This window comes from Dactylosporangium sp. NPDC005572, assembly GCF_040605515.1.
Lineage (GTDB): Bacteria > Actinomycetota > Actinomycetes > Mycobacteriales > Micromonosporaceae > Dactylosporangium.
The window spans coordinates 1-21,531 of sequence record NZ_JBEXCY010000149.1; the positions used below are offsets into that span (position 1 = coordinate 1).

14 protein-coding genes are annotated in these 21,531 nt (G+C 68.3%); 9 read left to right on the forward strand and 5 right to left on the reverse strand.

The window, feature by feature from the left end; translation table 11 throughout:
- Window positions 1-82: 82 nt before the first annotated feature.
- Both ABZS66_RS43690 and ABZS66_RS43695 read right to left on the reverse strand, forming a co-directional pair.
- A complete protein-coding gene (locus tag ABZS66_RS43690) occupies window positions 83-280 on the reverse strand; it encodes a hypothetical protein (RefSeq protein ID WP_354768570.1) in 198 nt (65 codons plus the stop codon).
- 257 nt (window positions 281-537) lie between these two features.
- The gene (locus ABZS66_RS43695; protein WP_354768572.1) at window positions 538-870 is read right to left on the reverse strand and encodes a hypothetical protein; all 333 of its coding nucleotides are present in this window, start codon (window positions 868-870) and stop codon (window positions 538-540) included.
- On the opposite strand from ABZS66_RS43695, the gene ABZS66_RS43700 reads away from it, so the two are divergent.
- From ABZS66_RS43700 to ABZS66_RS43715, 4 genes are all read left to right on the forward strand, one after another.
- The gene (locus tag ABZS66_RS43700; protein WP_354768574.1) at window positions 869-1,573 is read left to right on the forward strand and encodes a hypothetical protein; all 705 of its coding nucleotides are present in this window, start codon (window positions 869-871) and stop codon (window positions 1,571-1,573) included. The two genes, ABZS66_RS43695 and ABZS66_RS43700, sit on opposite strands and share 2 nt — an antisense overlap.
- Before the next feature lie 42 nt (window positions 1,574-1,615).
- Window positions 1,616-2,053 (forward strand): hypothetical protein, encoded by a 438-nt coding sequence (locus ABZS66_RS43705; protein WP_354768576.1) that lies wholly within the window; start codon window positions 1,616-1,618, stop codon window positions 2,051-2,053.
- A gap of 898 nt (window positions 2,054-2,951) precedes the next feature.
- Entirely contained in the window at window positions 2,952-3,125 is a 174-nt protein-coding gene (locus tag ABZS66_RS43710; protein WP_354768578.1) for a hypothetical protein, read from the forward strand.
- On the forward strand, window positions 3,088-3,849 hold the full coding sequence (locus tag ABZS66_RS43715) for a hypothetical protein (RefSeq protein ID WP_354768579.1): 762 nt from the start codon (window positions 3,088-3,090) through the stop codon (window positions 3,847-3,849). Before ABZS66_RS43710 ends, ABZS66_RS43715 begins: the two co-directional genes overlap by 38 nt.
- 356 nt (window positions 3,850-4,205) lie before the next feature.
- On the opposite strand, the gene ABZS66_RS43720 is transcribed toward ABZS66_RS43715, so the two are convergent.
- Both ABZS66_RS43720 and ABZS66_RS43725 read right to left on the reverse strand, forming a co-directional pair.
- Complete coding sequence (locus ABZS66_RS43720; RefSeq protein WP_354768581.1) at window positions 4,206-6,839, reverse strand: tetratricopeptide repeat protein; 2,634 nt, start codon at window positions 6,837-6,839, stop codon at window positions 4,206-4,208.
- Window positions 6,836-7,177 (reverse strand): hypothetical protein, encoded by a 342-nt coding sequence (locus tag ABZS66_RS43725; RefSeq protein ID WP_354768583.1) that lies wholly within the window; start codon window positions 7,175-7,177, stop codon window positions 6,836-6,838. Before ABZS66_RS43725 ends, ABZS66_RS43720 begins: the two co-directional genes overlap by 4 nt.
- Before the next feature lie 542 nt (window positions 7,178-7,719).
- Between ABZS66_RS43725 and ABZS66_RS43730 the strand changes: the two genes are divergently transcribed.
- The 3 genes from ABZS66_RS43730 to ABZS66_RS43740 all read left to right on the forward strand — a co-directional run bounded on the left by ABZS66_RS43730 (window position 7,720) and on the right by ABZS66_RS43740 (window position 12,868).
- The gene (locus tag ABZS66_RS43730) at window positions 7,720-8,892 is read left to right on the forward strand and encodes a hypothetical protein (protein WP_354768585.1); all 1,173 of its coding nucleotides are present in this window, start codon (window positions 7,720-7,722) and stop codon (window positions 8,890-8,892) included.
- 227 nt (window positions 8,893-9,119) lie between these two features.
- Window positions 9,120-10,046, forward strand: a complete 927-nt coding sequence (locus tag ABZS66_RS43735; RefSeq protein WP_354768587.1) for a caspase family protein — start codon at window positions 9,120-9,122, stop codon at window positions 10,044-10,046.
- On the forward strand, window positions 10,043-12,868 hold the full coding sequence (locus tag ABZS66_RS43740; RefSeq protein ID WP_354768589.1) for a P-loop NTPase fold protein: 2,826 nt from the start codon (window positions 10,043-10,045) through the stop codon (window positions 12,866-12,868). Before ABZS66_RS43735 ends, ABZS66_RS43740 begins: the two co-directional genes overlap by 4 nt.
- Window positions 12,869-13,139: 271 nt before the next feature.
- Here ABZS66_RS43740 and ABZS66_RS43745 read toward each other — a convergent pair whose 3' ends face one another.
- Entirely contained in the window at window positions 13,140-15,086 is a 1,947-nt protein-coding gene (locus tag ABZS66_RS43745; RefSeq protein ID WP_354768591.1) for a DUF262 domain-containing HNH endonuclease family protein, read from the reverse strand.
- A gap of 319 nt (window positions 15,087-15,405) precedes the next feature.
- On the opposite strand from ABZS66_RS43745, the gene ABZS66_RS43750 reads away from it, so the two are divergent.
- Together ABZS66_RS43750 and ABZS66_RS43755 are read left to right on the forward strand one after the other, a co-directional pair.
- A complete protein-coding gene (locus tag ABZS66_RS43750; RefSeq protein WP_354768592.1) occupies window positions 15,406-16,305 on the forward strand; it encodes a hypothetical protein in 900 nt (299 codons plus the stop codon).
- Window positions 16,306-16,365: 60 nt separating this feature from the next.
- Window positions 16,366-21,429 (forward strand): AAA family ATPase, encoded by a 5,064-nt coding sequence (locus ABZS66_RS43755; protein WP_354768594.1) that lies wholly within the window; start codon window positions 16,366-16,368, stop codon window positions 21,427-21,429.
- Window positions 21,430-21,531 lie beyond the last annotated feature (102 nt).

The window sequence follows — 21,531 nt, forward strand, 5'->3', positions numbered from 1 at the left end:
GAAACACCGAGGAAACCGACCCTGCGGTTTGACAAAACCATAGGGACACCCCCCCGCCGGACCTGGTGGTCGGGCGTGCTCATCAGCTAGGCCATCCAGGGCGTGTCAGCGCGCAGTCGCTTCCACGCACACAGCGCTCCAGCTCGAGCTTGCCGAGGCTTCCAGCCTGCGCCACGCGTGCCGCTACCTGATCAGCCATTTCGTCGTAAGCATTGCTGACCTCGGCCGCGTACTCATTCGCAGCCGCCAGCAGCTTCTGCACACGCTCCGCTGGTTCCATCCCGCCACCATGGCATACCCGTAGACGCGCAACTGCGCGCCGGGTGCGGTCTTTCAAACGGTGTCGAGGCCCAGCCGCCATGCTGTGGCTGCGCGTGAAGCCCGACGGCCAACAGGCTATCTACGGCGCGACCCGCCACCTGCGTCGTCTGGACGGCCTGGGGTGACTGTGCCCGTCGTCCCGGCCGGGCAACGCAACGCAGCGCGATCGACAAGGCCAGGGCATGGGGTTGGCAGCAGCCAGATCGGATCTGATGACTACGGCTTGGGGTATACCGTCCCGGGGCAACGGTCCTGCTGGTAGCTGATGCCGCCCATCTCCATCGGCATGTAGTCACCGCCGGCGAGCGGGATGCCGACGTACCAGATCCAGCATTTGTCGGCCAGCCCTTCCTGCTCGTTCCACATCGTCACAGCGAAGTCCGCCTGCGAACCGAACACGTAGCAAAACGCGGCCTTATACGTGCGCCGGAAATGCTCGACACAGCCCTTGCCGACGTCGAGCAGTTGCGCTGGCGTGCCGCTCGCGACGACCGCAGCGTTGGCCTGACCGCCCTTCGCCTTCTTCGTCACCAACATCTTGCGCACCATGTCCGGCCCGAACCGTGGGCCGACTGGTGCGGCGGATGACGACGCCGGGGTCGGGGTGGGCGCAGCCACGGTGACTTCGGCGGACGGGCGAACCGACGAACCCGCTGCTGGGCGATCCGAACTTGCTGCCGTACTGTCCCCGGCGGAACCGCCGCAGGCAGCAAGGACCAGCACAGCGGCCGTCGACAACAGCCAGGAACACTGGGGGAATGGCGTCATCCGGGAAGCGCTCACAAGAGCATCATCGTGGAATGCCAGAGCGGCACCGGAGTCGCTGAACGGGCATAATGATCGTCATCTTGCCGACAGTGCTCCTCTCGACCGAATCGTCGATCTGGCGGTCAGATCCCGGCCCGTTCACCGGCGAACCGACGCCGTGAGCACCGCCTCAACCACCTTGGCGCCGACCGCTTCGACAAGGCTCGCTATCGACAGCCAGGCTGTCGGGCTACCGCGAGTGAATGTCTTCACCGATGATGGTCCGGTGGCGAGCATCGAAACGGTGTGGACTCGAATCCGGGGCTGTGCCGGACAAGAGTTCCGGACGGTCAATGATCTTCCGTTCACCTATGAAGTTCCGGGCAACTACCTGCGGGTCGACCGGACGAACAGGAACCTCTCACGAACCAACTTCGCCAGGGCGATGGAGTTCATGCCTGCTGACGGACCTGGTCGGCTCACCGGCCGGCAGGGCGCTTCCTAACATGGGCGATTCTGATGGATCCGCGAATCAGGCAGGGGACTGGTGATGCAGCTCGGGCATCTGAACACCCATCAGGTTCATCAGGTCGCGCGGTTCTACGCGGCGGCGGCAGCCGCCTCGCAGGGGCACCAGGTGGAAGTTGTGGGCGCCCGCACGCGGCTGTTGGTGGACGGCCGGACGGTGCAGGTTCTGTCACGACGCCAGGCCGGTTCCCCCTGGCAGGCGAACGTCAACGCGCCGACCGTCGACGGCGCACATGCCGTCATCTTCGTCGACCTGACCGGCGACGCGCCGGACTACTTCGTCGCGCCCGCGTCGTGGGTCGAGCACGACGTCCGGACGCATCACGCAGCATGGCTTGCCAGCGTCGGCGGCACCCGACCCCGCAACCCGACAAGCGACCACACGGCCATCCCCGTCGAACGCATCCAGCAGTGGCAACAACGCTGGGACGTGCTGGCGAACGAGCAGGCCGACTGACCGGCAACGCACTCGTCGCGTCGCATCGTCCCCAGCCCTGCCCGGGCGTCAGGCAGCGACTCGCATCAGCGCCGTCGGCCTCCTGGATTGCCGTGCGCCGGCATGCGCGCCGGCGCCTCCATCCGATCGATGTTCCGGCCTCGGGCGGAACATCAGGCAGGTGCCGCTATCCCGGCTGCGACACGGCGTCGGGTAACGCCGTGTTCGATCCCCGGGCGGCCCGGCGTTGCGTGCCGCGTCTGGTGCGGTCGGCGCGGCAGGGCCGGGACGGGGGTGCCAGGATGCGGCTGGGGCGCTATACCGCCACCGCTGCCCCTTCCAACGGTGTTACCCGGCCGGAATCCGCGCCGTACTGCCGCTCGGCGAACGAAACGCCCGGGCCGCTGGAACGGTTCCGGCCGTCTGCGCGGGAGCGGCGGGCCCGATCGGCATCCTCCGCGCAGCGGTGCGCGCGCTGGGCGTGCGTATCACCGCTCCGGTTCCGCAGCCGTGCGCTGGGTGGCGGTCGAGCCCACAGTGTCGTCGACCCGTTCGGTCCGGGTCGCGAGACGACCGGCGGGCCGGCCGGCGGAGCCGGCTTATCGTGGGCGATGTCATGCATTTGGTTGTACGGAATACCTTTTGGGCGGCAGGATTCGTGACACGATCGAGTTAAACCCGTATGGTGCTCTGACCTCGTCCGATCGTCGGTGAATCGGTGATCAATATCGATTCACCCGTAGTTGGCACGTCGGATGAGCAGGCAAAACAGTTACTTTGGGCATACAGGTCGGTGACAAGGGGTAGTACTGGTGAAGGTTGAGTCCCTACGATGAGGGATGAGCAACCAGGCACGCGCCCATCCTGGGAGGCTTCGATGACAGCGTCAATGCACCTTCACCGTCCGACCGTCACCGAGATGAGCCTGACCGAATGGAACGAGGCTGTACAGCGCGCGCTGAAGCGCCTGCACCTCACGTACGAACAGCTCAGCGAGATGGCAGTGCGCAGGAACTTCTCCTCGCTGGAGGCCAAGAAGCTCTGGCTGGCCATCGGTGAGCAAGGCGAAGGACGCCCTGTTTCCGCAGACTGAGCGGTTCGCCGAACGACTGCAGACGCTGCTCAACCGGACCGTCTGCGACTTCGCGAAGGTCGACGGCCGGATCCTGCCCATCGGTTCCCAGTCGATCGTTGGCACCAATCTCGAGGACTTCACGTCCCGGCCCGTGCGACTGCGTTCCCTGGCCGACACGCCGCTGTGGCTCGACGTGTCCGCCTATCTCATGCTCGACGAGGACGAGGGCCAGTTCCTGACGGTGCGGTCGTCGGTGTGCGCGCTGCTGGTGAGCGACCCGCCCGAGGACGTCCTGCACTACGACTATCAGCGGGAGAAGGAGCGCTACACCGAGGCGCACGTCCAGGTGCACGCCCGGCACACGGCGCTCGAGCAGCTGCTCGGCGAGCTCGGTCGCAAGGAGGTCGACGCCCTCGCGAAGATCCACCTTCCGGTGGGTGGCCGCAGGTTCCGGCCTGCCCTGGAGGATCTGCTGGAGTGCCTGATCGACGAGGGCGTCGTCGAGCCGCATGACGGCTGGTACGAGGAGCTGCAGAACAGCCGCCTGGAGTACCGCTTCAAGCAGGTCGCGGCCGCCGTGCGCAGGAACCAGGGCACCGCGATCCGGGAGCTGGAACGCCTCGGATACACCGTGGCCGCTCCGACGGAGAGCCGGCGAAAGGCGATCATCCGCCGGTTGCTCGGACCGTCCGGCTCGCCGGCCAACGACGACAGCCGGCCGAAGGGCCGTCCGCGGCGCTGACCCGCGGCCGGACGCCGCGCCGTACTCCATCCGCCCGAGCCGCCGGCGCCGCCCGAGCCGCCCGGCATGGCTACGCCACCCGGGCCGGGCGCCCGGCGTCGGGGCGTCGCCGACCGGCTGCGCCCACGTGCTCCCCGGAATCACTCTTATGGTGTGCACCGGCGGGCTGTGAGTGGTCCGCATGTGTTTCGAGGATGCCCAGGTCGCTACAGTGGCGCAGCACACGCGTCGCCTGCAAGCGGCCCATTAGCTACGTTGGCGTCCCCAGCTTGCCCGCAGTGGGCAGCATCCCCCATGGGGCTCGAGCATCTGCCAATTATCAACTTCAATCGGTGTAGTTGCTTGGCGCTGACTCGTCAGGGCAGTTGGCGAAGGTTGGCGGCCTCTTCAATGCGACCGAGCGCCTCTAGCACGTCGACGAGTATGCGGTTGGCCGACCGCAGATCTGCCTCGAATGCGTGCGGCAATCGTTCAACAAGACGCTGATAGATGCTGACTGCTTCGAGCGCCGCTGCGTGAGCGTCCTCCAGGGCGAGGTTCACCTTGACGCAAACAGATGCATAAGCGTGCAGCGACGAGGCGAGGTCCGGGAGGTTGGCGGCGGGGTTGGCATCGGCCAGCCGCCGCCGAATGGTGACTGCCTCCTTGGCCAGGCCGATGGTTTCGTTGCGGCGGCCCAACTTTGACAGGAGCGTGCCGAGGTTGTTCAGCGACTCTGCGAGGTCCGGGAGGTAGGCGGCGGGGTTGGCATCGGCCAGCCGCCGCCGAATGGTAATTGCCTCTCCAAACAGGTCGAGGGCGCTGTCGTGTTGGCCTAGCTGCGCCAGGCAGACGCCGCGGACGTTCAACGATGCTGCGAGGTCTGGCAGGTACGCAGCAGGGTTGGCTTCGGCTAGCTGCCGATAGATGATTTCCGCCTCCCTGGACAGAGCCAGCGGCGGGAATCGGCTCCCCTGCTTAAACAGGAGGATGCCGAGGGTGCCCAACGATCCTGCGAGGTCGGGAAGGTGGGCGGCGGGGTCGGCTTCGGTCAGCCGCCGGTAGATGGCGACGGCCTCCTCGGTCGGTCCGAGTGCCTCGTCGCGCAGGCCTAGCCGTGACAGACAGACGCCGAGGGTACGCAGTGACCCGGCAAGGTCGGGAAGGTGGGCGGCGGGGTCGGCTTCGGTCAGCCGCCGGTAGATGGCGACGGCCTCCTCGGTCGGTCCGAGTGCCTCGTCGCGCAGGCCTAGCCGTGACAGACAGACGCCGAGGGTACGCAGTGACCCGGCAAGGTCGGGAAGGTGGGCGGCGGGGTCGGCTTCGGTCAGCCGCCGGTAGATGGTCACCGCTTCCCGGGCCGGCCCGATTGCCTCGTCTCGGCGCCCCGCGTTGCCCAGGCGTACAGCGACGGTGGCCAACTGGCGGGCACGGTCGGCGGGCACGGCGGTAGGCCCGGCAAGACTGGCCAGGTGTTCGGTAAGGACGGCGGCTGCTGGGTTGAGTTCGACGCTGTGGTCGGGAAGGTGGCGGCTGATCGCTTGTGCGAGGCTGGCGTCAGTGTGTGGGGTGACCGCGAGGACGGCGGCGCCGCCGGCGTCGACAGCGAGGGCGGGGTCGGCGGCGAGTAGTGTGCGGAGCCTCGCCCCGGCGTTGTCCCAGCGTGCAGCGGCTGCGGCGAGGAAGGTAAGGGCACGGACGATGTGGGCCGGTGGTCGCCGGTGCTTGTCGCGGTTGAACAACGCTCCAGGGCGGTGCCGGAGTGTGCCGTCGGCACCGACGGTGTCAATCGTGACGAGCTGGCTTGCCCACGGGTCGATGTGGCTGGTGGCTGGATCTGCGGTGAGGGTGAGACCGATGAAGTCTTCGGCGAGCCGATCGGGGTAGAGCGGTTCGAGCACGGTGTCCGGTGTGGTGGCGGGGTAGCAGCGAGCGTGGGCGTCGATCAGGTGCTGGGCGCTGGTGGCGGCGGCTTCGGGGAGGCCCGTGTACTCGAGCAGGGCCGTGCCAGCCGGTAGTGGCAGTGGTCCGCTGAGCGCGGCGATGAACACGGTCCGCGCGGCAGTGGCGGTGGCGTGTTCGCCGTGCAGTCTGGTCCAGTAGCGGCGTTCACGGTCAAGCAGGTACCGCGACAGGTCCGCTGAGTCCGACGGTGGTGCTTGTCCGCGGGCGTGGGCGTCGACGACGGTGAGGGCGGCCATGTGCAGGCCGAGGGTGAGCTGGTAGACCCGGTCGGCCAGCCGTCCCGGCGGAGCAACTGCCAGCGGTTCGGTCAGCTGATAGATGTCGGCGAAGCGCCGGCAGGCCGCGTCGAACAGTGCCCGGCGACCGGCGTCGGTGCCGGCCATGGCCGGCAGCGGCAATGGCTGTCGGGTAGTGATGCCCAAGTCGTCGCATTCGGCGTCGATGGCGGACCACCAGTTGATGGAGCGGGCCAGCAGCAGCACCCGCACCGGCCCGGTATGGACCGCGTGCCGTCGCAGCAGCAGGTGCAGGTCGGCCTGCGGCCACCGTTCGGCGTAGTCGGCGATGAGCAGCAGCTGCGTGTCGTCGGCCGGTGCCAGCCGTGGTCCACCGGGTGCGGGCTCGGTGCGGTGCCGGGCGTACCCGACAGTCCACCCTGCCGCAGCGGCCTCGTCCGCAGCCCGGGCGGCGAGGCGGGTCTTGCCCTGGCCGCCCGGCCCGTGGATCAGCCAGGCGCCGTGCCGTGCCGGTCCGTCCCGCCAGGCCCGCAGCGCGTCCAGTTCGAGGGTGCGACCGGTGAACGGGATCACCTGACGGCGGGCGTTGAGCAGCTTGCTGGGCTGCTCGCGCAACTCGTACAGCTCGGCCAAGGGCGGCGTGGCCTGCGGGGTATGGGCCTGCAGGGTGAACGCAGGCCCATCGATGCCGTAGAAGTGCTGGTCGCGTCCCGCGACGTAGCCGTCGCGTCCGGCGTGGACGGCGCTGACGGCCCTGCTTGCAGTGCCGCTGGTGCTGGTTTGATCGGTGCCGCGGAACCAGCGCCTCACCGCTTCGGCCCGCCTTCGCCGAAATGCTGGTCACGGCCGGCGGTGTACGCGTCACGTCCGGCCCGCACCTGATGGTGGACGCCACCCGCTGCTGGCGGGGCGGTGCCGGCACCGGCTGCCAGGGGTGCGCCGTCCTGGGACGGCAGGGCCCGGCGGGCGAGCACAACGCCGTACACGGCAACCGGCAGTCCGGTCAGGCCGACGAAGGCGCCGATCACGCTCGCCAACTGGTCGGCCCGCGCCAGGCCGAGCACGACGAAGAGCGTGCCCAGGCCGACCAGCACCAGCCCGCCGACGACCACTGAGACCCAGACCAATGCCCGGCGCCAACCCGTCATCCCACCATCATCGACGGTTACCGCCCCCCGCCGTACCCGCCACATGGGCGGCGGTCAAACCCGCTCGTCCGACCCGATCCGCCCACCACCTGTGCCCGCCCAGCCCTCGCGCACGCGTCGGCCGCGCATCGGTCAGTTGGTGGGGCTGTCCAAGGGCTGGGCTGGAGCACCGGTCCCGGGCCGCTGCTATGCTGTGCGCCCCGCGCCGCCGAAGGTTTGTGGTGGCGAGTTGGTCCGCGCCGAGGCTGGCACACCCTAACGCCATCACCGCCCACTTATGGTGTGCCAGCCGTCCATGCCCGAGATCCACGCAGTATCCAGCGAAACAGCACAAAACGGTACTGGGGTTCGAGCGCCCGAGCTGAGGCGACCACACGATTGCGTTCGCGGCGCTCCTGCGCCGCTTCGTCGCGGTTGAACGGCACCTAACCGGCCGCAGTTCGACCTGCACTCGACGGCATGGTTCGGCCGTTCGGTGAATGCGGTTCCGGGTCACCGCTGAACGAAACTGAGGCGATAGGCATCGAGGGAGGCGGCAGCTCGTGGGTTTGGTTTTTGTCCACGGCATCGGCAACCGCAGCGGGCCAGGCTACGGCAAGAAGGTGGCGCTGCGCGATGCACTGTTCCGTCGGTACCTTCTGGCTCGGGCACTTCCAGAGCTCGAAGGGCTGGCGATCAGAAACCCAATGTGGGGCGATCTGGGTGCAAGCCTCGCCTGGAATCACGCGTCGTCGATCACAGGACCCATCAGCGAGCGTTTCGGCAGCGAAGACTCCTCAGCGGCGGACTTGCTCGCCGTGACCGATCCAGACGGCACCGGCACACCCCTGGTGAACGTCGCCCGACGCGATTTGTACGACGCTATCGACCTACTATACACGTTGGTCGATGTGCGAGGTCGCGACAACGCCGAGATTGAGGACCTGGCGGATATGGCCGTGGCCCTAACCGACTGGTGCGACCAGCGCTCAGGAACCGATGCCCTCTCGCTAGATGGAGTCTCAGACGACCTCGAGCTCGTCGAGATCCTCTGCGGGCAGACGACGCCGCAGCGGGCAGCGAGCGTTGAGTCGCTCGGTTCGCGTCGGCGGTTGCATGAGGCCGCCCGTGTGGTCCTTGCCGCCGCTATCGACCGTTACCGAGGGCACAACATAGGTGGGCCAGCCCGCATCGCGGCCGCTGGGGCACGTCGGCTCGCAGGGCGGCCGATTTCGCTGCTGATCGGGGATGTCCTGGCATACCTCGGCAGTCGGGGCGAACCGGCGGCACCGGGCCCGATCGTCGCCCTTGTGGCTCGCATGTTCGAAGACGCGAGCAGAGAGGGGCCACTCGTGGTTGTGGCGCACAGTATGGGGGGCAACATTGCCTACGACATCGTCAGCCACTTCCGGCCCGACCTTGAAGTCGACACGCTGATTACCGTGGGCTCTCAGGTCGGTCTGTTCGAGGAGCTGAAGCTGTTCGGCGCCAGCGATCCCCGGCTGCCGTTACATCCAGGTCAGCGGGTGCCGGCCCTTCCAAACGTCCGCCACTGGCTCAACGTTGTGGACCGGACCGACGTCCTCGCCTACGTGGCCGAGCCGATCTTCCACAACGTTGTCGACTATGAGTACCCCTCCGATGCTGTTTGGGCGCACGGCGCGTACTTTCGGCAACCTAGCTTCCACGCCCGCCTAGCAGCCCGCGTACACGAGGTCCGGGGGAAACTGCCGTGACAGCAATCGTCGTGGACTCAGGACCGGGACCGCGGCTGCATGCCTTTGTAGTCGGCGTTGGCTCCTATCCACACTGTGACGACCCACCGGATGACGGCGCGGCGAGCCGCCTACTCGGAGACCTCGGCTCGCTCACGAGTCCACCGCCATCAGCCGCGGCAGTCGCGGAATGGCTGCTAAGCGCTCCCCGCGGCAACGGCGACCTACCGATTGGCACGGTTGAGGTGTTGATCTCAACACCCGGTGGCGGGGCGATCCGGCTACCCGACGGGACTCGTGAAACGGTCGACGCGGCGGTCTTCCACGAGTTCAAGGCTGCGTTCCGCCGGTGGTACAGCCGGTGCCACGCCGACCCCGACAACATCGCGCTCTTCTTCTTCTGCGGGCACGGCTGGGATCGTGACGGCCAACTGCTGCTCCTTGAAGACGTTGGGAAGGACCCCCATGCGGTGTTCGAGCACTGCGTCGAACTCAGTGAGGTCCGCGCATTGATGCAGCACTGCCGAGCCCGCACTCAGTTGTATTTTGTCGATGCCTGTCGCCAGATGCCGTCTGGCTTCTTCCAGCTCGTCGCCACAGCGCTGCCGCTGATGGACCGGCCTGAGAGGGTCACACTGCCGCTCGCGCCGTTGGATGCGCCAGTGTATTTCTCCACCGCGAAGCGATTCGATGTGGAGAACGACGTCGGCGCGGTGACCCCCTTCACCGCTGCGGTCTTGCGCACGCTCGACGGTCTCGGCGCGCATCGGAACGGCGCTAACCAGTGGACGATTGCCACCGATCGGTTTGGCCCGCACCTGCGCGACGTCATGGCCTGGGACTACCCGGAAGCCGACCGATGGGCCTTCCTGACCGTGGAAGGCGAGCAGAGCGGCGCGAGCGTCCTACGCACCCTCGACGGCCCGCCACGGGTGCCGTTTCGGCTCACCTGCAGTCCGGCAGGTGCATTGGCGGCCGCCGCAGCCAAGCTCCGGCACGTGCGGCCCAGCCCCGAACCGCCGCTCTCCGTTGCTGCAGACGGCCGGGGCGAGGTCATCGCCGGCGTCTACCAACTTCACTTGGAGTTCCCCACCGGCACATTTCGTGAAGAGTCAGTCTTTGAGGAGGTGTTGCCACCCAACAAGACATGGCACGCCCAGGTAAATCCGGCATGACGGCACCTGTGCTCGTCGTGGGCCGCGCCGCCTCCGCCGATGACGGCGCCGTCATCGGCATCTTCGAAGTCGTCGACCTTGGTCTGCACACAGTCGCGACTGGCGTGCTGCGGAACGACCGGAAGTCCTCCGCAGGGCCCTTGGCGGTCGGCCGCTACTTCGCCCGAGCAAGCCTCGCCTCGGGCCAGCGGCCTTCTGTACCGTTCGAAGTCACCGACACCAACGCGGACGACAGTCCGGTCGTCGTGGTCCTCGAGGACCCTGGCGACACTGGCAGTTCAACCACGCCGAGCGGCAACGGTTGGCTGGCAGGCTGGCGCTTCGACGTCGACCAAGGCACCTTCACGCCGGCCAACCCCGGCGATCTAAGCGCAGCGGGCAGAGCCGTCGCCCTGTCCAGCGCCGAGCATACTGCGAACATCTTGCTCCAGTGGCTGATCGAGCCACACGGTGCGCTGTTCACGGCGGCAATCCCTGGCCAACTGGTTCGCTTCGGTGCCGAGGGGTCGAGTATCGTCCTCGGTCCAGAGCCGAGCACGGCCACAACCCTGATGGCGTTCCTACAGGCCGGCGACGTCCCAGCCGTTCGAACGCTGGCCTCAGCCATATTGTCCGACACTGATCCGCCGGAGCCAACCACCGCCGTCGCGCTAGGCTATTGTCTGCTGCGCTGCGGCGACCCCCGGCTCGGCCGGTGGACTCACACCCTCGCTCTCTCCCAACCGGAAAGCTTTGACGCGCAACTGCTGCACGCCTCCGCCCTCATGCGCGACCCTTACGGCTGGCCGGACGCCCGAGCCCAACTCCTCAATGCAACACGCCACGGCCTTCCACTGTTCACCCAGGGGTTCCGCGTACTCGACGACGGGCTCCGCCTACTCATCCAGGGCACCGGCGACGAGGAACTGGCCTTAGCCCGGCTCCGCTTCGTGCCGTACCTGCGCGCCTGCCTGAACCGTCCGCTGACGACGTTTTGGGGCGCAAACCCCGCCATGCCAGTGCCAGCGGCGACAGACAGTACCCGGCCGGCCCACGCACGTTTCATCCGCTTGGACAGTCAATACGTCACCCTCCATCCGGCGCCCACCCCCCGCGTCGTTCGCGGAGCACGTCCAACTTCAGCAACTCCCGAGGACGTCGCGACGCGGACCCAAGTGATTCGCCACCAGCCCTTTAACCCGCAATCGGCGCGATCTGCCCCCTCCGGGGGGTCGTCGCGGGTCCTGCTGGATACCCCAGCCGTTACGCCGGCGCTGGGGTACGACCGCATCGCGATCGCCCTGGCGACCCTGATCCAGGAGAGCGAGCCGCGGTTCGCCGTGGGCGTCTTCGGTGGCTGGGGGTCGGGCAAGACGACCCTGATGGACGCTATCCGGGCCGAACTGCGCAACCCGAACACGCTCAAGGTGGTCTTCAACGGCTGGCGGTACGAGCGCGAACCGCACCTCATCGTCCCGCTGCTGGACACCATCCGCGGCGCGATCGTCGCCCACGCCGCCACCGAGGCGGGCCGCCTGGCCCGGGAGGTGCTGCTGGCGGTCGCGTCGCGGATCGGGCAGGTCGTGCGGGCGCTGGTGAGCGGGCTGTCGGGCAAGATGCCCGTCGGCGTGGCCGAAGTGAGCTTCGACGCCGCCAAGTCGGCCGACGCGCTGTCCGACGGCGGCGAGCGGCCCGCGCAGGAGGCGCAGTCGCTGTACTACGCCTGCTTCGAGCAGCTCGCCGGGGCCTTCGCCGACCTGCGGGCCAGCGGCGTCGACCGGGTCGTGGTGTTCGTCGACGACCTGGACCGCTGCCTGCCGCAGAACGCGCTGAGCGTCATCGAGTCGATGAAGCTGTTCTTCGACCTCACCGGCTTCGTGTTCGTCGTCGGCATCGACCAGCGGGTCCTGGAGCGAGCGATCCGCGAGCGCCTGGCCGGCGTGCAGGCTGCCGCCGGCGACGACCGCAACTTCCGCCTGGCCGAGCGCGAGTACGTCAAGAAGATCTTCCAGGTGCCCTACGAGCTGCCGCCGATGCACGCCGAGCAGCTCGACGACCTGCTCACCGCGATCTACGACACCGCTGGCATCGGCGGCGAGCAGCTGGAGGACCTCCGCACGACGGTCCGCCCGTACCTGGCCCACCTCGCCATCGAGGGCCGGGTCAACCCGCGCGAGGTCAAGCGGTTCATCAATGCCTACACGCTGCAGATGCTGATCCGCCCGCAGCTCGACCGGGCGACCGTCCTGGCCGTGCAGACCGTGGTCTTCCGCTACGACTGGGCGCTGTATGACATCCTGCGGGCCGAAACCGAGGCGCTGCCGCAGGCGATCCAGCAGTACCGTGACGGCGAGGACTCCGCCCTGACCGACCTGTGGCCCGCGCAGATCGGCGCGCTGCCCACCGACCTGGCGCAGTTCCTGCGCTCGGCCGAGGCCGCGCCGCTGACCCGGCAGGACCTGCGCACCTACCTGACCAGCGTCGAGGGGACGACCTCGACCGAGGGCTGGGTCGGCCGCGCCTACATCCTCATCGGCCGGCTGCGCCGCATCGCCCGGCAGGGTACGGCGAGCCTCGAGCAGGGCGCCACCGGCAGCCAACTCGAGCGGATCAGCCGCGAGCTCGCCTCGGCCGCGACGGACCTGCGCTCGGCCGTCGTCGACGAGCAGCGCGGCAGCGAGCGCTTCGCCGAGCACCTCAACAGCCTCCTCGACCTGGCCCGCGCCATCAGCAGCCAGTCGGCGGCGAGCTGGTCGGAGGGCGTGGAGCGCAGCGTCGGCAACCTGCAGCGCGAGCTGCGGCTGCTGCGTGCTACCCCGGCCCGCCCGCTGCCCGCCACCTGAGCCACACCGGAGTACCGCTCCTCCGCCCGTCACCATGGCGGTCATCGCCGCCTACCGCCGGACCTACTCCCGCGTCGCCGTCCGACAATCACACCAGGGCCGAAACCCGTACCCTCCAGGTTGGCGACGCGGCCGCATCTACGCACTGAAGGACCTGGCCCCGATACGAGATGGGCCTATTCCTGCGCCAGGCGGGACGGTTGGGTTGCGCACCGGCCGGGACAGCGGCCGCAAACGGCGCCGCTCCACCATAACGCCACCGCCGCCCTGCTTATGGTGTGCCCGCGGCGCCCGCCGAGTTCGCGTCGTTGGTGACGGCCTCGGCCGTCAGCAGTTCGGCGGCCTCGTAGTCCAGGGAATCCTCGTCCGCGCCCGAGGGAGGTTCGTCCGTCGGCTCGCCGCCCTCGTCGAGGTCGGTGAAGTCGACCGCCCAGTGCTGTACCGCCCAGTCGGCCAGGCGTTGCTGGCGGGCAAGGATCTGTTGCGGGGTCCAGTCCTCGAGCGGAGCGAGCTCCTGCTCCTGGACGAGCGGGGCTTGGGCGTAACAGGGCTTCTTCGGAATGTTGGGGCCGGCTGCGCCGCGCTTGTCGGGAAAATCCTTGTTCGAGTAGGCGCTGTTGTCACGGGTCAACACGAGGTTGCCGAGCGTGTGCACGAGGCCGCGGAGCTGTTCCTTGGAGAACCGCTGCGTCCAGTACGGCGACGTCGCGGTCTGCGGCAGGATGTGTTCGATCGTCTTTTCCCGCTTCGTCTTGGCGAAGAAGGCGTAGTCCAGGTCGGGTTTCGCGCCGTTGAGCAGGTGCAGTTCGTATTCGTAGAGGAAGTACTTCAACGCCCCCCAGCGGTACCAGTTGTACTCCGTCTCCAGCAGCGCCTCGCGCACGTAGGCATCGCCGGCATACTCCGATGTGAGCCGCCGCAGAGCCTTGCCGACCGTCGAAGGGTCGCGCTTGCCGCCGTAGACCGCATGGGCCAGCCGGTAGAGCCGGGTCTGTCCGGCGTCGGCCCGGTAGCCGCCGATGAGGTACGTCCGCACAGCGAACCGCACACACAGATCCAAGGCCTCTCGGTAGAGCTCGCCGTCCTGCGGGCCGCGTTCCCGCAGTGCGATGAACAGCGGGAGGAAGGCGGCTACCGTGCCCGCCCGGATGAGGTCCTGCTGCAGCGCGCGGACCTGCATCGCTGTCGTGCCGAAGTCGCTGAACGCCTGGGTGTCCGGCCGCAGGCAGTCGGCGTAGGCCTGGGCTGCCCGGGCGAGGGAGTCGACGTAGGCACCGATTTCGGTGCCGAGCAGATCGGGTTGCTGCACGTAGCGTTCCCGGGGAAACTGCTTCTTGACCGATTTGGTCCCCTTCCACCGCATGGGTAGCGGGTCCACAGCGGCAAGCCAGTGCGCCCGCAGGAACTGGTCCTCCCCTGCCGGGGAGACCATCGCCACCTCCAACAGCAGCCGGTAGATCTGGGACCAAGCCGTGTTGATTTTCGCTGCGAGCGCGTTCTGCGGCGCGGCCGGCAGGCGAGCGGCCAGGAACAGTAGGTAGTTCTTCACCTTCTCCAGCTCGGTGAGGGGCTTCCCACGATCGTTCAGCGTTTCGAAGATCACCCCGACCTCCGCGTGCTGATCGAGCGCGTGCACGGTGAACCGCAATCTGGTGATCACGACGTCGCGAAGCCCGGTCAGGATTGTGACCGGCTCGGCCACCTCGGCTGTGAGGCCCGCCAGGTGTTTACGAATTTGCTCCGCCGCTCGGAGCAGTCGCCGCCCGGACAACGTCTCCGGCGGTTTGACGGGCTGGTCCTGCAGCAGGGCGGTCCACGTTGGAAGTCCGTCGGAGCCGATCCGCAGCTTGTGCAGCGGCACGCCGTCCTTGGTCGTGATCAGGAACTGCTGTTTGAGCCCCTTCGCAGCACGGTCCTGACCAGCTGCGACCAAGGCGCGACGGATTTCGTTGAGCAGCAGACACACGGTCGTAAGCCGCTGCTGCCCGTCGACGACCTCGGCGTAGAGCAAGGCGTGGGACTCGTCGTCGACCAGCGCCTCATTGCCATTGAGCAGCACGATCGTACCGGTGTAGTGATCCTTCCCAGGTTCCAGCAGGTGGATATCCTCAAGAAACTCCTGGACGTGCTGCTCCTCCCAGGCGTAACCGCGCTGATAGTCAGGAACGACCAACAGGTACGGACGTAGCACATCCGTGGCCGACTTCGTCGAGGTCATGGAAGCACCCTATGAGGGATGCCGTCAGCGTCCATCCACCCTTTGCATCCATCGATCTGGGAGAAGGGACACCGTCCTGCGAGAAACCGACCAAGGAGCCGTCAGCATGGCGCCGATCGAGACCCGCGGCCGCGCAACCTCTGGCCGTCCCCGTGCTCCAGTTCGCGGGCACGTAATGTCACCGCAATTCGTCGGGCGGTGTGGGTCGCAACTGCCGTCGATGTGGCGATGACTTCCATCCACTTGGGCGATGATAGGGCCGAAGGCGGATTGTACGGTGGCCCGACACCGGTCGGATCGTTGGAGTGGGGCCGCTCGAATGGCGAAGATCGTTTTTGTGCACGGTGTCGGCCAGCAGTTGAAAGCCCCCGCTGTGCTGCACGCCGAGTTCGAGCCCGCCCTGATCGGGGGCATGGAACTGGCCGGACTCGACCCGGCTGGTGGACGGCCGAGTGTGGACTGCGTGTTCTACGGCGATCTGTTTCGGCCGAAAGGACGGGTGCTCGGCCCGCCGACGCCACTGCTGTCGGTCGAGGACCTGTCCGAGTTCGAGCGGCAGCTGCTCATGGACTGGTGGGTCGAGGCCGCCCGCACCGACGACAGCGTCCCCGGTCCGGATACTCCGACGCTGGCGCGATCGCCGAAATCCCTGCAGACGGCGCTGCGCGTGCTGTCCGGTTCGAAGTTCTTCGCCGGCGTTGCGCAACGCCTAATGCTGTCGAACCTGCGGCAGATGCGGCTGTATCTGACGGACGACACTGTCCGTGCAGCGGTCGGCGAGCGGATTGCGGCCGCCATCGCCGATGACACCCGGGTGATCGTCGGTCACTCGATGGGTTCCGTCGCCTCATATGAGGCGCTGTGCGCTAACAGCCAATGGCCGGTCCAGACATTTGTCACGGTCGGCTCGCCGCTCGGCATCCGCAATCTCTTCTTCGACCAGCTGCGGCCCGCGCCGATGACGGCCAGGTCGCTGCGGCCGGTAGGCCGCTGGCCGGGCAGCGTGCGCACCTGGACGAATATCGCCGATCGCGGCGACGTTGTCGCTCTGGTCAAGGACCTGCGACCGTTGTTCGGCGACGCCGTCACGAACATCGAGATCCACAACGGCGCGCACGCGCACGATGCACGTCCGTATCTCACGTCGGCCGACACCGGTCGCGTCCTGCTCGAAGCGCTGTCGGCCGTCGAAACCGGCACGTCCGTCGCAGGGGAGTGAGCGGTCATTCCCGGCCGCCGTCGGCAATCCGAGAGGCACCGGCCGCCCGGGCCGCACCGGGTGCTGCTGGCGTCGGCGATCATCGAGTACCCCGCCGTCCCGGATTGGAACGTCCCGGAGCTTGTCGCTGAACTGCAGCAGGTAGTGGCGCTGTTCACGGGGCAGTTCGGCTACACCCGATGGCCGACGCCGGACATGAGTCCTACCAGGGAAGAACTCCGCGATGCGATCCGCTCGTTCGCGATGTCACCGCAGCGCAGCCCTGACGAGTACGTGACGCTCTACCTGGCCGGGCACGGCGAGCTCCTCGACGACGGCGAGCACGTCCTGTTGCCTGCGGACTGCGACCCGGCCGACGTGCGGTTCCATTCGGTCCGCACCGCCGATATCGCCGAGTGGATGCTCGCCGACACACGCGTGCGGCGGCTGATGATCCTGCTCGACACCTGCTATTCCGGCAATGGCGGCGCCGCGTTGCTGCGTACCGCGAGCCGGTTCAACGGGCAGGTCGGCGGACTGGTGATCGTGACGTCGACCCGGCCGGACCAGCTCGCCGTGCCCGGCGTGTTCGCGTCCGCGTTCGCGAACGCCGTGGAGCACAAGGCGAGCGCGGGGTTCGTGCCGCCGGTCGTGATGATCGACGCAGTGGTTGAGCTGATGAAGGAAGACCCGCAGCTGCCGGCGTCGCAGCGCGTCGGCTACTTCCAGCAGGGCACCGGCGAGGATGTGTGGTTCCTGCCGAACCTGCGCTACGACCGGGCGCTCGACGACCTCGACGTGCTGCTGCAGGAGCAGTACCGGCAGCAGCGGCGGCGCCGTGAGGAACTCGGCAACCGCTTCGTCCCCGCCACCCAATGGTTCACCGGCAGGGACAACGCCTTGCGCCGGCTGCACGAGTGGCTGTGCCAACCGGACGGACGGTCCGACGCGCTGGTCGTGACCGGCAACCCGGGCTCCGGCAAGACCGCCGTCCTGGGGCTGCTCACCGCTCTGAGCGACCCAGACTACCGCCGGTCCTTCGATCCGGACGACCTGCCATTCGTGACCCTGATGGCACCCGGCGCCATCGACGTGTCTATCTATGCCGGCACCCTGCCGGTCGAGGGTGTGCTCGCCGCGCTCGCCGCGGCCGCCAACGTCCACGCTGAAACTGTCACCGACCTGCTTCGGAGCCTCCAGAGCAGGCAACGCCCGTTGCTGGTGCTCATCGATGCCCTCGACGAGGCGTCCGACCCGCAGCAGCTTGTGCAGCGCCTGCTACGGCCGCTGATCGACTACGGCGAGGGCAACATCAGGCTGCTGCTCGGCACCAGGGCTCACCTACTGGGCCCCATCGGCACTGACGTGGACCTGATCAACCTTGACGACCCCGAGTATGCCGACCCTGCCAGCGTCCGCCTGTACGCGGAACGCGCGCTGTTGCGCTCGTTCGCGGACACGCCGTATCACCGGGCGCCACCGGCGGTGATCACCGGCGTCGCGGACGCCATCGCCGCTGCCGCCGACACATCATTCCTGGTCGCCCGCATCCTCGCCCAGACCGAGGCGCAGGCAGCTGCGGTGGCCGACCCGGCCGACGCCGGCTGGCGGGCCGGCCTCCCGAGCAAGGCCGGCGACGCGATGCGCCGTGACCTCGACCAGCGTCTGCGGCACGACGCCGGGCGCGCCCGGGCTCTGCTGCTGCCGCTCGCCTACGCGCAGGGCTCCGGCCTGCCTTGGGAGACCATCTGGCGACGGCTGGCGAACGCGTTGTCGCCAGGCCAGGACTTCGGCAATGACGACCTGCTCTGGCTGCGCACAGTCGCCGGCGCGTACATGGTCGAAACGGCGTCGGGCGACCGGTCGGCGTACAGGCTGTATCACCAGTCGCTGGTCGAACACCTCCGCGAGTCCCGGGACGATGCGCGGGATCACGCCGCAATCGCGGAAGCGCTCATCGCACACAGCCGGCGGCTCCCGGACGGGACGCGCGACTGGGCCGGCTCCCACCCCTACATCAGGTCGTCGCTGGCCTCCCACGCGGCGTTCGGGGGCGTGCTCGACCGGCTGCTGCACGAGCCGATGTTCCTGATGGCCGCATCGACGCCAGCGATGCTTGCCGCGCTGCCATACGCGGTCAGCCACCAGGGCCAGGCCGCCGCCGACGCCTACCGTCGGACCGTGCCATACCTGCGCGAGCGCCGGTCCCTCGCCGAGTTCCTGGCATACCTGGAGTTGGCGGCGGTCTGCGGGCGCGCGCCGATGCTCGCCGAACGCATCCGCGAGCTCGGCTGGGAACGCCCCTGGTCAGCGCGGTGGTCGTCATGGCAGCCGATCCACCCGCACCGTCGGCTGCCGGCGGGTGAACAGGTCTCCGAGGCCACGGTTGCCGACATCAACGGCCGTCCCGTCGTGGTCGCCATCGTCGACGGAGAAGTCGGCCGCTGGGATCTCATCACCGGCAGCCGGCTTCCCGGCCTAGAATCGAGGGCGGAGCGGGCGCCGATGGCGGTCAGCGAATGGCATGGTCGGGCCATCGGGTGTTTCATTGACGATGATGGTCGCATCGTTTCACGCGACCTCGACACCGGCACGCAACTGTGGCAACCGGTCGGGGACAAGATCCGCGGATCGCTCATCGGCCTAGTGCGTGCGCAGGGCACCGTCCTGGCCGTCACCGCCGAGTACAACACCACCATCGTGTGGGACCTGCGGATCGGCCGCCGGCTCAGCCGGCTCCAACGACGAGCGGAGCCCCGGTCGGTCTGCGCCATAACCACCGCCGACGGTGTCGTGCTCGTCGTTGTCGCCGACGGGCGCGTCAGGTACTGGGACGTTGCTGCAGACCGCGAGATCGCTTACCTAAATGATCCGGACTCGCCGAACCTTCACGCCATGTGTGCCATGGTGACGACCGTCGGCGACCAGGTTGTCGTCGTGTCCGGAACGGACGAGGGCCAGATCCAGATCTGGCACGCGAGCAGTGGTCAGCTGATGCAGGCATTTCACGCACACACCGGTCCGGTTACCACGCTGCAACCGTTGCATTTGCAGGCTGGCAACGCTTGCGTCAGCGGCGGCGCCGACGGTTCGGTGCAAATGTGGGACCTGACGACGGGACGCCGGGTGGTGTTCATCCCCGACGCCGAGTCCGGTGGCGTCGAGTCGCTCGCGGTCGCCGGGCTCGACGGCTGGCCTCAGGTGGTGACCACCGGCTGGCGATCCGGTGCGATCCGCGTCTGGGACCTTGCCGTCGGGCCGCCGCCGAACCCGCCGTTCCGTCTCAGCCGTGGCCGGGGCACCGCCATGGCGACCGTTGTGCTCGACGGCCGCCAGACCGTCGTCGTGGGCAACCACGACGCCACCGTCGAACTGTGGGACCTGCGCACGGGCATGCAACACGGCGTTTCCTACACGGGCCACCGGGCACCAGTGGAAGCGGTGACCACGACGCACCTCGGCGCACAGCCGATGGTAATCACCGCCGACTACGACGGCACGGTTCACGTGTGGGACCCGGCGTCGGCGACGCCGCTGTGCACGAGCGTGCAGCACAGCGGGCCGGTACACGCCGTCGCCGCCGTCGTCGACGGGGACACCACAATCGCCATGAGCGCCGGAGCCGACGCTACGATCCGGATCTGGGACCTGCGGACCGGTGCCGCTTTCGGCGAACCATGTCTCGGACACCGGGCTTCCGTCCTCGCCCTCGCGGCAGCCCGCAGCGGCGTCCGCCGCCTGCTCGCCGCAGGCGACGCATCCGGTGCGGTCATCGTCTGGGATCTGTCGACCCGCGCCCCGGTGACCCGGTTGCCCCGCGCCCACCACGGATGGGTACGGGCGGTGTGCCTGACTCGGCTCGACCACATCGACGTCGTCGTATCCGCCGGCGACGACGGCACGGTCCACGCCTGGCAGGTGGACACGGGTGAGCCCGTCGGCGCACCAATAGGGGCCCTCGGCACCTGGATCGGCACCATGTCGGCCGTGGCGACCCCGAACAGGACGCTCGTGGTGACCGGCGATGGCGACGGACGGGTGCATCGGCACGACCTGGCCAACGGTCCGCTGGCGGGCAGCGCGATGACCGGCCACGCGGGCTGGGTCCGGGCGGTCGCCACACTGCTCGTCGACGACGACTCACCGGTCGCCGTGTCGACCGCCGACGACCGGGCGCTGTTCGTGTGGGACCTAGCGACGTGGACGCGGACGGCCGGCCCAAGCGACGGGCATCGCGCCGCGGTCACGGAGCTCCTCGCCGCTGAGAGCGCGGGCGGGCCTGTCGTGCTGAGCACGGACCTGGCCAAAACGGTCCACGGCTGGAACGCCACGTACGGCACCGGCGTCGTACTGCACAGGCGGGTGGCACTCGACGCCAACGATCGGCTCGCCACCGGCGTCCTCAGCGGCGGGCCGGCGGTCCTCGTCCGCGATGACTGGCGCAGCCGTTGCTTCGATCCGTTCACCGGCTGGCCCATCGGCGAGTTCGTCTCCCTTGCCGGTTACCGTACGGTCGCGATCGGCACAGCGGGCGGCCGGGATCTGCTCGTCGCCACCGGGGAGTGGTCCAGTTATGTCGGGCGGCTACTGGACGTGTGGAACCTGGGGACCGGCCAGCAGACACAGATACTGTCCGGCAGCTTTGTGCCAGACCCAGAGACACTGCTGCTGGCCGAGACCGCGGACGGCCGCCCCTGCGTCGTCGCCGGGTACTTCGATGGGACCATCCGCATCTGGCCAGTCGACGACGACGCCGGACCCCGCACCGAGGCGACGGCACACGTGCTCGTGCACACGCAAGCAGTGCGGCACCTGGCATCCGTCGGGCAACTCCTGCTGACCATCTGCAACCAGGAGGTCTGCGTGTGGGACCTGGAGACCCTCACCCATCACGGACGACGCCGCCGGCGCAGGCCGACACCCCACTGGCGGCTGCGGTTCGCCGGCACGATCGGCGCCGCGGCGCTGTCCGGCACCGGCGGAAACCTGCTGGTCGGTCTCGACTCCATCGTGCGGGTATGCCGCGGCGCCGACATCACCGACATCGACCTGGGCTGCGACGTCACTGCGCTGGCTTGGATCGGCACAAACGCCTTCGCAGCCGGAACGACCCAGGGCCTCGTGACGATCGACCTGAAGTATTGAGCAGTCCTGTGTAGTCGGCGGCCGGTCACGGCGCGCAGGTGTCGTGGACTACACGGAGTTTGACGGGGCGCCGCAGGTTGGGCAATGGGCGGCCGCCTCGGC

Coding starts and splice junctions, on each gene's coding strand:
- ABZS66_RS43750 (WP_354768592.1), top strand. CDS start 15,406: ATGGCGAAGATCGTTTTTGTGCACGGTGTCGGCCAGCAGTTGAAAGCC.
- ABZS66_RS43695 (WP_354768572.1), bottom strand. CDS start 870: ATGGTGCGCAAGATGTTGGTGACGAAGAAGGCGAAGGGCGGTCAGGCC.
- ABZS66_RS43740 (WP_354768589.1), top strand. CDS start 10,043: ATGACGGCACCTGTGCTCGTCGTGGGCCGCGCCGCCTCCGCCGATGAC.
- ABZS66_RS43690 (WP_354768570.1), bottom strand. CDS start 280: ATGGAACCAGCGGAGCGTGTGCAGAAGCTGCTGGCGGCTGCGAATGAG.
- ABZS66_RS43700 (WP_354768574.1), top strand. CDS start 869: ATGTCCGGCCCGAACCGTGGGCCGACTGGTGCGGCGGATGACGACGCC.
- ABZS66_RS43725 (WP_354768583.1), bottom strand. CDS start 7,177: ATGACGGGTTGGCGCCGGGCATTGGTCTGGGTCTCAGTGGTCGTCGGC.
- ABZS66_RS43745 (WP_354768591.1), bottom strand. CDS start 15,086: ATGACCTCGACGAAGTCGGCCACGGATGTGCTACGTCCGTACCTGTTG.
- ABZS66_RS43710 (WP_354768578.1), top strand. CDS start 2,952: ATGAGCCTGACCGAATGGAACGAGGCTGTACAGCGCGCGCTGAAGCGC.